Annotated in this window: 10 protein-coding genes; all 10 read right to left on the bottom strand. The window is 66.6% G+C overall.

The features are described 5' to 3' along the window. Positions 1-11 precede the first annotated feature (11 nt). The 10 genes from ACX9NE_RS28805 to ACX9NE_RS28760 all read right to left on the bottom strand — a co-directional run bounded on the left by ACX9NE_RS28805 (position 12) and on the right by ACX9NE_RS28760 (position 13,246). Complete coding sequence (locus ACX9NE_RS28805; RefSeq protein WP_459360049.1) at positions 12-1,655, bottom strand: alpha/beta hydrolase; 1,644 nt, start codon at positions 1,653-1,655, stop codon at positions 12-14. After that, complete coding sequence (locus ACX9NE_RS28800) at positions 1,652-1,942, bottom strand: WXG100 family type VII secretion target (RefSeq protein ID WP_459360048.1); 291 nt, start codon at positions 1,940-1,942, stop codon at positions 1,652-1,654. Before ACX9NE_RS28800 ends, ACX9NE_RS28805 begins: the two co-directional genes overlap by 4 nt. Before the next feature lie 302 nt (positions 1,943-2,244). Beyond that, the gene (locus ACX9NE_RS28795; protein ID WP_459360047.1) at positions 2,245-3,855 is read right to left on the bottom strand and encodes an MFS transporter; all 1,611 of its coding nucleotides are present in this window, start codon (positions 3,853-3,855) and stop codon (positions 2,245-2,247) included. A gap of 254 nt (positions 3,856-4,109) precedes the next feature. After that, a complete protein-coding gene (locus tag ACX9NE_RS28790; protein ID WP_459360046.1) occupies positions 4,110-4,715 on the bottom strand; it encodes a DUF1707 SHOCT-like domain-containing protein in 606 nt (201 codons plus the stop codon). 85 nt (positions 4,716-4,800) lie between these two features. After that, a complete protein-coding gene (locus tag ACX9NE_RS28785; protein WP_459360045.1) occupies positions 4,801-5,586 on the bottom strand; it encodes an enoyl-CoA hydratase family protein in 786 nt (261 codons plus the stop codon). Continuing rightward, positions 5,586-6,752, bottom strand: coding sequence for an acyl-CoA dehydrogenase family protein (locus tag ACX9NE_RS28780; protein WP_459360044.1), 1,167 nt, complete (start codon positions 6,750-6,752; stop codon positions 5,586-5,588). The genes ACX9NE_RS28785 and ACX9NE_RS28780 overlap by 1 nt, the downstream gene beginning before the upstream one ends. Beyond that, positions 6,749-8,812, bottom strand: coding sequence for an acetyl/propionyl/methylcrotonyl-CoA carboxylase subunit alpha (locus tag ACX9NE_RS28775; RefSeq protein ID WP_459360043.1), 2,064 nt, complete (start codon positions 8,810-8,812; stop codon positions 6,749-6,751). The genes ACX9NE_RS28780 and ACX9NE_RS28775 overlap by 4 nt, the downstream gene beginning before the upstream one ends. Positions 8,813-8,817: 5 nt before the next feature. Next, on the bottom strand, positions 8,818-10,407 hold the full coding sequence (locus ACX9NE_RS28770) for an acyl-CoA carboxylase subunit beta (RefSeq protein ID WP_459360073.1): 1,590 nt from the start codon (positions 10,405-10,407) through the stop codon (positions 8,818-8,820). A gap of 2 nt (positions 10,408-10,409) precedes the next feature. Further along, a complete protein-coding gene (locus ACX9NE_RS28765; protein WP_459360042.1) occupies positions 10,410-11,558 on the bottom strand; it encodes an acyl-CoA dehydrogenase family protein in 1,149 nt (382 codons plus the stop codon). Continuing rightward, entirely contained in the window at positions 11,555-13,246 is a 1,692-nt protein-coding gene (locus tag ACX9NE_RS28760) for an acyclic terpene utilization AtuA family protein (RefSeq protein WP_459360072.1), read from the bottom strand. The genes ACX9NE_RS28765 and ACX9NE_RS28760 overlap by 4 nt, the downstream gene beginning before the upstream one ends. Positions 13,247-13,317 lie beyond the last annotated feature (71 nt).

The raw sequence follows: 13,317 nt of genomic DNA, 5'->3' as shown, positions 1-13,317 counted from the left end.
TGTCGGCACCGCTAGCCGGGCCGCCGGTTCAGGCCGGCCACGAAAGGCGTAATGAGGTCTTTCGGGAGTCCCGCCAGCACGACCGCGAGGTTGTAGGCACTCATGCGGAGGTTTCCGTTGCTGCCCGGGCCTTCATACTCCGTATGCCCGAAGGCTCGTTCATGCAGTAGGCCGTCGCCGTACCGGCCGCTCAGCGCGTATCCGGTTGTGGTGGACAATTCGGTCATTCCCGGCACGTCCTGCGGGGCTGGTCCGAACGCCCGGAACCCCGGAATGAGTTCGGCGACAACGTCGTCGGCGCCGATCATATAGAAGGCGTGGCCGGGTGCGACGCCCAGCCGCGTGGCGTCGTCGAGTTCGGCGCCGGGCGAACCGTAGAGCACCACATCGCTGACCGGCGCACCCTGCTGGAGGGCCAGGCTGGTGGTCAACGAACCGTAGGAGTGGCCGAATGCGACGATGTGCGAGTCCGCGACATTGCCGGCCGCGGCCAGCCCACGATAGAAACGATTCAGGGCGCGGGCGCCGTCGCGCGCAAGCCAGTCGTGAGCCACATCCCGCAGGCTGTCGGGCGCGTCGTATCCGAGCCACGCAATCGACGCGACCGCGTCGGGATTGGCGATTCCCGCGTTGCGGCGCAGCAGTTGCGCCGCTTTGCGCTGAGATGCCGCGTCACGCACCATGCCAGAGGTGCTGGCGCTTACCCGGGTGGATAGTCCGCCCACGGTGACCGCCACCCGCTCGGCGTTGTTGACGTCGCCGACGGCGACCGCCGCCAGTACCTTTCCGGGGGTGCTTGCCGTGTCCAGTAGCAGCAGACTGGTGTCCGGCTGCGCGGCCAGGGTGTCCCGCAACGCGGTGAGGTCCGCCAGCTTGCCCGGGTCGGTGTGCCATCCGTACGAGTCGATCCAGCCCTGCTGCAGCCGGCTCAGCTCTCGTTGCAGCACAGGCAGATTCAATTCACTCCGGACGGTGGCGGGAATGCCGTCGAGGTTTCGCAGCGTGTCTGCAGACCACTGCCTGGCCCGGTCTTGTTGCCCTGGTGTCAACGCATGCCACCATGCCGCGACGGTGCCCGGATCGGCGCCCAGCGGCGGCAGCTGCGGCATGTCCGATCGATGATGACGCAGTTGCGCCTCGACCTGATCGCTGCGGAGGTCACCGTCAGCGCCGCGGATTGCGGCAGCGAGGTCCTCGTCGGCGCGCTCGGCATCTGCCAGCAACTGACGCAAACCCTCGGTCAAATGCACCGCGGCATCGAGTATGGCCTGTTGCTCGGCAGCGGGAAAGGCCAGCAGGTTCGACGGTGGTAGTGCCACGGCGACGGCTTCATCGATCACCAGATGGCATTCCCGCGCACCGTCGCGCAGGCCCTGCAGCTGCCGTTTGAGGGTGGCGACCTCCTCGGCGGACTGTTCGGCTGCCTGCGCGACCGCGGCACAGGCGTCTGCGTGATCGTCCAGCACAATCGTGGTCCGACCGGTCGCTGCGCGTGCCGCCTCCGCGGTGTGGCCACCAAAGGTCAGCAGCCGCATCAATTCGGTGATCATCGCCGATGCCGTGCGGGTTCCGTGAGCGCGCGCGACCGCGGCAGCGAAGACCGCGGTGATGGCTGCGGGATCCCAGCGCTCGATATCGGCCAGGGTCAGTGTCATTGAAGAACGGCGGCGTGGTGGTGGTCCATCTCGATGAAGCCGGCAGCCGCGAACCGCAGGCCGTTGGCGTGCTCGCCGAACCGGGCCAGTTGTGCGGCGGTGTCTGCTCCCCACCGATCCAGCAAGCCCGCCAGCGCCGCGGCCGACGACCCCACCCATCCGCGCCGTGCGTCGTCGGCGTCTCGGTGACATGACATCTGCAAGTCCATCAGCGTGGTGCCCTGATCGGCCAGTTCGACACTCGCTTGGGACAGCGCGTCAGGAATCGCCCGCAATTCTGGTGCCACTGGAATTCGCCTTCCGCCGATGCGACTTTCGGAAAAGCCTGGCACCGCAGAAGACAGGAGGGCCACTCACTTGGAATGGCGTTGTGGATCAGTCCTTTCTGCGGCCAGCGGTTTCCGGCAGCCACCTGTTGCCTCAGCCGCGCAGTGTCGCTGGTCTGCATTTGCGCGCGAGTTGTGTCGTGGATTGCGGCGCTTCGGTTCGGCGATTGCACCTGAAGTGCCCTCAGTCAGCTGGGACTCAGCGCTGCGGCAGAGCGCCAAATCCGTGTGCTGCGTGCGCTTCCCGATGACGACACTCAGTGCTACTCACCGGGTAGTCGGCGATTGGTCTGCAGCTCAGTGGTCCGCCGCATCAGCTTCGGCCAGGCAGCTGCGGCGAGCAAACAGGTACCGCCGAGAACGGCAAAAGCGGTCGCGAAGCCGTGGTCGAGTCCGTGCAGTTCAGCTTCCCGAAATGCCGCGTCATCGGCGGACGTCAGTCCAAGTTGGCGGCGCACGTCGGCCGACCTGGCCGCAGGAGCACTCAGCAGAGCGTCGAGCTGTCCGAGCGTGGCGTGCGGAACGCCAAGTGCGAGCATGTGGGCGTTTAAATCGATCTCAGCGACGCCGGTATAAATCAACGTGCCTATCGCTATCGCGAATGCGGCCCCCAGGTAGCGAAAGGCGCTCAGGATTCCCGATAGTGCACCAGCCTGGCCGGATCGCACCCCTTGCAGACCGATCGCGAAGGGAGCCCCTGCGGTCAGTCCGACCCCGATCCCGGCGAGGAGGAGCGGTACGACCATAGCCGCATAGGAATTCAGGGTGCCGGCGACGCCGAGAAGGACGGTGCCAGCGCTCATCATCAAAAGGCCTATGGCCACCGGCTTCTGGTATCCGTGGCGGTCGTAATACCTGCCGGCCAAGGTGGACACCGTGAATGAGCATGCAGCAAATGGCAGCAACGCAAAGCTTGCGGTGAGTGTGGAAAACCCCATCATGACGTTTGCGTGACTGAACAGATTGACGAAATAGAGTATCCCCAGTGTCGTAGCGATATTCAGCATGGTGACAACTGCGGCCGCAATAGTGCTGGGTAAGCGCATCAATTTCAGATCCAGCAACGGTTGAGCGACCCGGCGCTCGGCTAGGGTCAGCAAGAACATCGCCAATGCCGAACACCCAAAAGCAATAATCGACCATCTTGACGCCCAGCCCCACCGCGGACCCTGGGTCAGCGCGAGCAGCAGAGCGGACAATGAGATCGCCAGCAATACGACCCCGGCGGTGTTCAGCCGCTTTCCGGACGGGAGAGGGGTCGGCGTGGGTAAGTCTCGCAAGCCCCACCATGCCAGCGCGGCTATCACCGCGGATAGGAAGGCCGAAATCCACCACATCGAGGACCAGCCGGTGATCCCGGCGAGCCAACCGGAGAACAAGGGCGATGTCGTGAACGACAACGAGCCAACCGCTCCCCAAATGCCCAACGGAAAGCCCTGTTGCGCAGGAGGATACGCGACACGCAATACTGCAGTAGAAGCGGGTAGAAGTATCGCGGTGCCAGCTCCGCGGATCGCGCGGCCGATTATCAGAACCCACGGTGCGCCGGCTGTCGCGACAATGCATGCGGACAGGCCGAATACGGCTAGGCCTACCACCAGGATTCTGCGCTGGCCGAATAGGTCACCCAAATTTCCGCCGGTTATCACTAGAGCGGCCACCATCATTGGGTAGATGCTCACCGATAAATTCAGCTGGGCCCCGGACAGGCCAAGCTTGTTTGTGAGCGTCTCCAATACGGGGTTGATTGCCGTCGCAGCAACACCAAGCAGAAATGTAGTTGCGCAGGACACGAACAAAACCAGGCCTCGGCGATCAGTGATCAGTTCTGAGCTGCCCAGGCCGCCGAGAGTATTTCCCGCTGGCTGCGCCACGTCAGGTCCGCCATGATCCGGGGCGATCGGCCGCCAGCGTTGTCGAGTGCATCGAGGAAGTTTGCCACGATGGCGCGGGGAATTCCTGCCGAAGGCCGGTTGCGCGGGTGTACGAACACCACACGCGATGGGTTTGGTAACAGAGCTATGCCGGTCGTGTCATCGCAGAATTGCTTGATCAGCTGTTCGGGAGCTACGTCTGCTGCCGGATGGGGGCCATCCGCTGGGCTCGGCCACTACTGCACTTGCGATTGCTACCACTTATGGGCTTTGCGTGCCTTGCGCTTGATGCCGACGCTGCCCCACAGCGAGAACCCTTTGAACCTGACCGTCGGTGCGCCCCGGGTGCCCTCGCCCACCACCTCCTGGTCGAAGTTGCCCATCACTCCGCGGCCCTTGATCTCGACGTTGACTTCGGGCGGCAGCAAAAAGGTTTGCGCGCTCATGATCGAGTAGGCGCGAATCTCGACGTCGGTGGAGGTGAAGTCCGCATAGCGCAGGTCGATGACGCCGCTGCCCCAGAACGTGAAGGTGGTCAGCTTCTTCGGGATGTTCCACCGACCGCGGCGTTCGAACCCGCTCATGATGGCCAGCAGCAGGGTGGACGGTGCCGGATTGCAGGTGCCGCCGCGCCGCGGACTGATCGCGGTGCCGGGCAGGTCGGCCCGCAGTTGGTCCAACTCCTGATAGGTGGTCGCTGCGTAGGCCTTGGTTAGCCGGTCTTCGTACTCGTTGAGCTGGAGGCGGCCCTGCTCGGCCGCGTAGGCCAGCAACTGCGCAATCTGGATGCGATCGGTGTCCTCGGCGCGGGACAGTTCGTCACGCGTGGCCTTCACATCGCGCTGGGCTGGGTTGGTCATCTCACCAGCGAGCTTACGACTTCCCAGTTTTGCTGCAAGGGGGGTTGGCTAAACTGCAACCTTCCCCGCTGCTGGGGGGCTCGAGTCAGGGGGCTGGACCGGTCGCGGCGACCCAGCTGGGAGGGCGTTTCTGCAGGAACGCCATCATGCCCTCGCGCGCCTCGTCGGATACGAACAGCCGCGCGGACTCCTCGGTAAGCCGCTCGGCGTCGCGGTCGAAGCCCGCAAGGACGGCAGCGGTGGTGAGCGCCTTCGATGCGGCGAGGCCCTGCGGTGATCCGCGGCCGACGTCGGCGACCAGACCGGCCACCGCAGCCTCCACGTCGTCGGCGGCCAAGGTGATCAAACCGATCTCGGCGGCTTCGCTGGCGCCGAAGGTTTCGCCGGTGAGGTAATAGCGTGCGGCGGCCCGCGGGGAAAGCTTCGGCAGCAGTGTCAGCGAGATGATCGCCGGCGCGACGCCGATGCGAGCCTCGGTCAGAGCAAACGTACTGCGCGGCCCCGCCACCACCATGTCGCAGGCACCGACCAGACCGAACCCACCCGCCCGCACGTGGCCGTCGATGGCGCCGATCACCGGCCGCGGCGAGGAGACGATGGCGCGCAGCAGTGCGGTCATCTCCGTGGCGCGCGCCGCCGCCAGCTCGTATGGGTCGCCGCCGCCCGCCTCACTGAGGTCGGCTCCCGCGCAGAAGGTGCCGCCGGCGTGGCCGAGCACGACCACCCGTACCGTCGGGTCCGCCGCGGCCGCCCGCAGGCCCTCGTGCAACTGAGTGACCAGAGCGGTCGACAGTGCGTTGCGGTTGTGCGGCGAGTTCAGCGTGAGCTTGGCAGCCAGGCCTTGTCGGGAGTACTCAACGAGTGTGTCCATCAGTACGAGCGGGGCAGGCCCAGCGAGGTCTGCGCGACGAAGTTGAGCACCATCTCGCGACTGATCGGTGCGATCCGCGCCAGCCGGGCCGAGGTCAGCATGGCAGCCACGCCGTACTCCTTGGTCAGCCCGTTGCCGCCCATCGACTGCACGGCCTGGTCGACGGCCCGGGTGGACGCCTCGGCGGCCGCGTACTTGGCCATGTTGGCGGCCTGGGCCGCGCCGCCGTCGTCGCCGTGGTCGTAGAGGGTGGCGGCCTTCTGCATCATCAGCTTGGCCAGCTCGACCTCGATGTGGCACTGCGCCAACGGGTGCGCCAGACCCTGGTGCGAGCCGATGGGCGCACCCCATACCTGACGGGTCTTGACGTAGTCGACGGCGCGGTCGAGCGCGAACCGGCCCATGCCGACGGCGCTGGCCGCACCCATGATGCGTTCGGGGTTCAGGCCCGCGAAAAGCTGTGCGATCGCGGCGTCTTCGGCTCCGACGAGCGCGTCCGACGGCAGCCGCACGTCGTCGATGAAGACCTGGAACTGCCGTTCGGGGCTGATCAGTTCCATCTCGATCGGCGTGTAGGTGAAGCCGGGGGAGTCGGTGGGCACGACGAACAGCGCCGGCCGGAGCTTGCCGGTCTTGGCCTCTTCCGTGCGTCCCACGACCAGAACGGCCTGGGCCTGGTCGACACCGGAGATGTAGACCTTCTGGCCCTTGAGGATCCAGTCGCTGCCGTCCCGGCGGGCGGTGGTGGTGATCTTGTGCGAGTTGGATCCGGCGTCGGGTTCGGTGATGGCGAACGCCATCGTGAGCGTGCCGTCGGCGATGCCGGGAACCCAGCGCTTCTTCTGCTCCTCGGTGCCGAACTTGCTGATGATGGTGCCGTTGATCGCCGGTGACACCACCATCAGCAGCAGCGCGCTGCCCGCTGCCGCCATCTCCTCCATGACCAGCGCGAGCTCGTACATGCCGGCACCGCCGCCGCCGTACTCCTCCGGGAGATTGACCCCCAGGAAGCCGAGTTTGCCTGCCTCCGACCACAATTCAGTGGTGTGCTGCTGAGCGCGCGCCTTCTTCAGATAGTACTCGGCGCCATAGCTGGACACCCACTCGCGCACTGCTTTGCGCAACGCCTGGCGGTCTTCGCTTTCGATGAAGCTGGTATCGGTCATGACGGATCTCCTTCTGATTCAGGTGCTTCCACGCGTGCCAGGCCGGGATGGTCGTGACCCGCTGCGCCCGGTCCCCCGCAAGCGGGAGGTGCCCCCAGCGCCGCGCTTGCGATCACTCCCAGCACTGCGCCCACTTCCACCTGCTGGCCTGCTGCGACATTGAGTTGGGTGAGCACGCCGTCGGATGGCGCGGTGATCGTGTGCTCCATCTTCATGGCTTCCAGCCAGATCAGCGGCTGGCCGGCGGTGACGGTGGCGCCGACGTCGGCGCCGATCCGAATGACGTTGCCGGGCATGGGTGCAACGAGAGAACCCTGCTCGACGGCCGAGCCCGGTTCGGGGAACCGGGGCACGGCCACCAGGTGCACGGGCCCACGCGCGGAGTCGACGTAGATGTCGTCCCCGAACCGGGCGACGGCATAGCTGACGGCCACTCCGTTCTCGGCCAGCACCACTTCCTCCGGTGACGCGGACACCAGTTGTACCGTCGGGTCGTGCGGCAGCGCCAGAGATGTTCGGGTGAAACGGTATTCGACGCGTTGCTCGGTGTCGGTGTCGTCCCGGTAGGTCTTGACCTGATACCCCGAGAACAGGTTGCGCCACCCACTGGGCAGTGACCCCAATGCGCCGGCGGCGGCGCGGTTGTGCGCTCCGTCGGCCAGCGCAGCCGCGATCGCCGAAACCCGCATGGTCGCGGTGTCGGCCAGCGGCGCCGACAATTCGGCCAGGCCGTGCGTGTCGAAAAACGCGGTGTCGGTGGCGCCGTCGAGGAAGGCCGGGTGACGCAGGACGTGCACCAGCAGTTCGCGGTTGGTGCGCAGACCGTGCACGTGGGCACGGGCCAGCGCGTCGGCGAGCACCAGCGCCGACTGCCGGCGAGTCGGGGCGTACGAAATGACCTTGGCCAGCATCGGGTCGTAGAAGATCGACACCACCGAGCCGTCGACGATTCCGGAATCCAGCCGGATCCCGGTCCGGTGCCCCAGCGAGCTGAACTCGGCACGCACCGACGGCACGTGAATGCGGTGCACGGTGCCGGCCTGGGGCTGCCACCCGTGGGCGGGATCCTCGGCATACAGTCGCGCCTCGATCGAATATCCCTGTGCTGAGGGAGGTTCGGTGCCCAGGCGACCACCGCCGGCGACGTCGAGCTGCAACTCGACCAGGTCCAGGCCGGTGGTCTCCTCGGTGACCGGGTGCTCCACCTGCAGCCGGGTGTTCATCTCCAGGAAGAAGAACTCGCCGTTATCGTCGGCCAGAAACTCGACCGTCCCGGCGCCGGTGTAGCCGATGGCGCCGGCGGCCAGCCGGGCGGCCTCGAACAGCTTCTCGCGCATCCCCGGCGTGCGTTCGACCAACGGTGAGGGCGCCTCTTCGATCACCTTCTGGTGGCGACGCTGGATGGAGCATTCCCGCTCACCCACGGCCCAGACCGTGCCGTGGGTGTCCGCCATCACCTGCACTTCGATGTGGTGCCCGGTGGGCAGATAGCGCTCGCAGAACACCGTCGGGTCGCCGAACGCGGACTGCGCCTCTCGCTGTGCGGCCTCGACTTCGGCTGCCAGCGAATCTAATTCGCGCACCACACGCATTCCGCGTCCACCGCCTCCGGCGGATGCCTTGACCAGCACCGGCAGTTGGGCCCGGGTCACGGTGTCCGGATCGAGTTCCTCGAGCACCGGTACGCCCGCGGCCGACATCAGCTTCTTGGACTCGATCTTGGAACCCATCGCACGCACCGAGTCGACCGGTGGTCCGACCCAGGTCAGACCCGCTTCCTGCACAGCTGCCGCGAATTCGGCGTTCTCGGAGAGGAATCCGTAGCCGGGGTGGATGGCGTCGGCGCCGGCGGCGCGTGCCGCCGCGATGATGGCCTCGGCATTGAGGTAGTCATTGGTCTGCGCCAACCGCACCCGGGCGTCGGCCTCGGCGACGTGCGGGGAGGCGGCGTCGGGCTCGGTGTAGACGGCGACGGTGCCCACACCCAGTCGTTGGCAGGTGGCGAACACCCGGCGGGCGATCTCGCCGCGGTTGGCAACCAGTACTCTCGTGATCCCCATGAAGCTCACATCCGGAAGACGCCGAAATTCGACGTCCCCTTGATCGGGCCATTGGCTATGGCGGACAGACACATTCCCAGAACGGTGCGGGTGTCGCGCGGGTCGATCACCCCGTCGTCATAGAGCATGCCGGACAGCACCAGCGGCAGCGACTCGGCCTCGATCTGCCCCTCGACAGCGGACCGCATCGCGGCATCAGCCTCCTCGTCGACCTGCTGGCCGCGGGCTTCGGCGGCGGCGCGCGCCACGATCGACAGCACCCCAGCGAGTTGAGCACCGCCCATCACCGCGGATTTGGCGCTGGGCCAGGCGAACAGGAAGCGGGGATCGTAGGCGCGGCCGCACATGCCGTAGTGCCCCGCGCCGTACGACGCGCCGATCAACAGGGAGATGTGCGGGACGGTGGAGTTCGAGACGGCGTTGATCATCATCGAGCCGTGCTTGATCATGCCGCCCTCTTCGTAGTCCTTGCCCACCATGTAGCCGGTGGTGTTGTGCAGGAACAACAGTGGCGTGTCGGAGCGGTTGGCCAGCTGAATGAACTGGGTAGCCTTCTGGGATTCTTCGCTGAACAGCACGCCGCGCGCGTTGGCCAGAATACCGATGGGGTAGCCGTGCAACTGCGCCCAACCGGTCACCAGCGACGAGCCGTACAGCGGCTTGAACTCGTCGAAGGCGGAGCCGTCGACGATGCGGGCGATCACCTCGCGCGGATCGAACGGGACGCGCAGATCGGCGGGCACGATGCCGATCAGTTCCTCGGTGTCGAACAGCGGTTCGGTGACCGGCTTGGGTTTCGGGCCCTGCTTGACCCAGTTCAGCCGGGCCACGATACGGCGCCCGATGCGGATCGCGTCGAGCTCATCGTGCGCGAAGTAGTCGGCCAGACCCGAGATGCGAGCGTGCATTTCGGCGCCGCCCAGGGATTCGTCGTCGGATTCCTCGCCGGTGGCCATCTTCACCAGCGGGGGGCCGGCCAGGAACACCTTGGAGCGTTCCTTGATCATCACCACGTGGTCGGACATGCCTGGCACGTAGGCGCCACCGGCGGTGGAGTTGCCGAATACCAGCGCGATGGTCGGAATCCCGGCGGCCGAGAGCCGGGTCAGGTCGCGGAACATCCGTCCGCCCGGGATGAAAATCTCCTTCTGGGTCGGCAGATCGGCACCCCCGGACTCCACCAGGGACATCACCGGAAGCCGGTTCTCGAACGCGATCTGGTTGGCCCGCAGGATTTTCTTCAGCGTCCACGGATTGCTGGTGCCGCCTTTGACGGTCGGGTCGTTGGCCACGATCATGCACTCGACACCCTCGACGACGCCGATTCCGGTGACCGTGCTGGCACCCACCTTGAACGCGCTGCCCCAGGCCGCCAGCGGACTCAATTCCAGGAACGGGGAGTCGGGGTCGACAAGCAATTCGATGCGTTCTCGTGCGGTGAGCTTGCCGCGCGCGTGGTGGCGGTCAACGTATTTGGGGCCGCCACCCGCCATGGCATTCGCGAACTCGGCGGCGATCTCGTCGAGCTTGGTCGTGGTCGCGGCGGCAGCTTCGGAAAAGGCGGGACCGTTCGGATCGAGCGTGGACTTCAACAGGGTCATGACTGGTATCCGAGAAGCTTGGCGGCCAATGCGGTCAGGATCTCGGTGGTTCCCCCACCGATGCCCAGGATGCGCATGTCCCGGTACTGGCGTTCGATCTCGCTCTCGGCCATATAGCCCATGCCGCCGAACAATTGGACGGCCTGGTTGGCCACCCACTCCCCGGCCTCGACCGCGGTGTTCTTGGCGAAACACACCTCCGGGATCAGGTTGGTCTCACCCTCGAGCTGGCGCTCCACCACCCTGCGCGAGTACACCCGGGCGACATCGATGCGCCGGGCCATCTCGGCCAGCGTGTTCTGCACCGGCTGCCGCGAGATCAACGGGCGCCCGAAGGTCTCCCGGTCGCGGCACCATTGCGCGGTGATGTCCAGGCAGCGCTGCGCACTCGAATATGCCTGCGCGGCAAGGGCGATGCGCTCCGACACGAAGGCCTGCGCGATCTGGGCGAAGCCGGTGTTCTGCACGCCGACCAGGTTCTCGGCCGGCACTCGCACGTCGGTGTAGGACAACTCCGCGGTGTCCGACGAACGCCAGCCCATCTTGTCGAGCTTGCGGGTGACCTCGAAGCCCGGGGTGCCCTTGTCCACCACGATCAGCGACACCCCGGCCGCGCCGGGGCCGCCGGTGCGCACGGCGGTCACCACGAAGTCGGCGCGCACCGCGGACGTGATGTAGGTCTTCGCGCCGTTGATCACGTAGTGGTCGCCGTCTTTGACCGCCGAGGTCCGCAAGTGTCCGACGTCCGAGCCGCCGCCGGGTTCGGTGATGGCGAGCGAGCCGATCTTCTCCCCGGCCAGCGTGGGGCGCACGTAGGTGTCGATCAGCCGCTGGTCACCCGAGGCGATCATGTGCGGCACCGCGATGCCGCAGGTGAACAGTGACGCGAAAACGCCGCCCGGAGCACCCGATTGGTGCATTTCCTCACAGATCAGCACGGCATCGGCACCGTCCCCGCCGCCCCCGCCGACGGACTCGGGGAAGTTCGCACCCAGCAACCCCGCCTCACCGGCCCGTCGATGCAACTCACGGGGCAGGTCACCGGTGCGTTCCCACTCGTCGATGTTGGGCAGGATCTCGCGTTCGGCGAACGAGCGCACCGTCTTTCGCAGTTGCTCGCGTTCCGGTGTGGTCCAGATGTTCATAGAAGTTGCTCCGGAATCTCGACATGACGGCTGCGCAACCATTCACCCAGCCCCTTGGCCTGCGGGTCGAAGCGTGCCTGGTAGGCGACGCCCTGCCCGAGAATGTCCTCGATCACAAAATTCACCGCTCGCAGGTTCGGCAGTACGTGTCGCGTCACGGGCAGGTTGGCCGCTTCGGGCAACAGCTTCCGCAGCAATTCGACGGTCAGCGTATTGGCCAGCCAACGCCATTCGTCGTTGCTGCGCACCCACACGCCGACATTCGCCGAGCCGCCCTTGTCGCCGCTGCGGGCGCCGGCGATCAGGCCCAGCGGTGCCCGCCGGGTGCGCCCGCCGGCCAGCGGCTCCGGCAGCTCCGGATCGGTCGCCTTTTCCAAGGTCAGAGTCTCTGTGGCACAGGGGATTTCGACGCGGGTGCCGTCGGCGTGTACGGCGATGTGCGGCACCAGCCGGGCGTCTACGTAGCCCGGGGTGTAGACGCCGTACACCTGGCCATCACCGGGCGGGGCGGTGGAGGTGAAGCCTGGATAGCTGGCGAGCGCCAATTCGACTGCGGCGGCGGAGAACTTGCGCCCCACATGCTCCGGCTCCGGGTCGCGGACCACGCACCTCAGCAATGCGCTTGCGGTTTCCTCGGTGTCGGCGTCAGGGTGGTCGGTGCGGGCCAGCGTCCACTCCAGCTCGGCCGGCTTGACCGTCAACGTGGCCTCGAGCTGGCGTCGCAGCAACTCCGCTTTGGCGTCGATGTCCAACCCGGTCAGCACGAACGTCATTGCGTTGCGGAAGCCGCCGATGCTGTTCAGCGACACCTTGAGCGTAGGCGGTGGCGGTTCGCCGACCACGCCGCTGATGCGCACCCGGTCTGGACCGTCGGACGTCAATTGAATGCTGTCCATCCGGGCCGTCACATCGGGGTTGGCGTATCGGGCCCCGGTGATCTCGTAAAGCAGCTGGGCGGTGACGGTGTCGACGCTGACCAGGCCGCCGGTGCCGGGATGCTTGGTGATCACCGAGGAGCCGTCGTCATAGACCTCGGCCAGCGGGAAGCCGGGAAGAACAAGGTCGGCGATCCCCGGGATTTCCCGGAAGAACGAGAAGTTGCCGCCGGTGGCCTGGGTGCCGCATTCGATCACGTGACCCGCCACCACGGCGCCCGCAAGTTTGTCGTAGTCGGTGCGGCCCCAACCGAAGTGTGCGGCGGCCGATCCGACGATCACCGAGGCGTCGGTGACCCGGCCGGCGACCACGACGTCGGCTCCGGCATTGAGGCAGTCGGCGATGCCCCACCCGCCCAGGTACGCGTTGGCGGTCAGTGGCGTCCCGAGGCCCAGCTCTTGCGCACGCGGTTGCAGGTCGTCGCCTTCGACGTGGGCGACGCGCGCCGGGATGCCCAGGCGCTCGGCCAGCGCGCGCACCGCCTCGGCCAGCCCGGCGGGGTTGAGGCCACCGGCGTTGGTGACGATGCGCACCCCGCGCTCGTGCGCCAGGCCCAGACACTCTTCGAGCTGGGTGAGGAAGGTCTTCGCGTAGCCGCGCGCGGGGTTCTTCATCCGGTCGCGGCCCAGGATCAGCATGGTCAGTTCGGCGAGGTAGTCGCCCGTGACGTAGTGCACTTCGCCGCCGGTGAGCATCTCGCGCATCGCGGACAGCCGGTCACCGTAGAAACCGGAGCAGTTCGCGATGCGCACGGCACCAGAGTCAAGGGCCAACGCGCGTTCTCCCTCCGTTGGGATGATTCGGCGGGCGCATGCAACCAACC

Source organism: Mycobacterium sp. ML4, from assembly GCF_054515735.1.
The sequence above is the reverse complement of the archived record's forward strand: the minus strand, read 5'-3'. Positions and strand labels throughout refer to the sequence as shown.

What these genes read in the sequence shown, in the direction of transcription:
- ACX9NE_RS28765 (WP_459360042.1), bottom strand. Translation starts at nt 11,558, where the DNA reads ATGAACATCTGGACCACACCGGAACGCGAGCAACTGCGAAAGACGGTG.
- ACX9NE_RS28775 (WP_459360043.1), bottom strand. Translation starts at nt 8,812, where the DNA reads ATGGGGATCACGAGAGTACTGGTTGCCAACCGCGGCGAGATCGCCCGC.
- ACX9NE_RS28805 (WP_459360049.1), bottom strand. Translation starts at nt 1,655, where the DNA reads ATGACACTGACCCTGGCCGATATCGAGCGCTGGGATCCCGCAGCCATC.
- ACX9NE_RS28785 (WP_459360045.1), bottom strand. Translation starts at nt 5,586, where the DNA reads ATGGACACACTCGTTGAGTACTCCCGACAAGGCCTGGCTGCCAAGCTC.
- ACX9NE_RS28780 (WP_459360044.1), bottom strand. Translation starts at nt 6,752, where the DNA reads ATGACCGATACCAGCTTCATCGAAAGCGAAGACCGCCAGGCGTTGCGC.
- ACX9NE_RS28790 (WP_459360046.1), bottom strand. Translation starts at nt 4,715, where the DNA reads ATGACCAACCCAGCCCAGCGCGATGTGAAGGCCACGCGTGACGAACTG.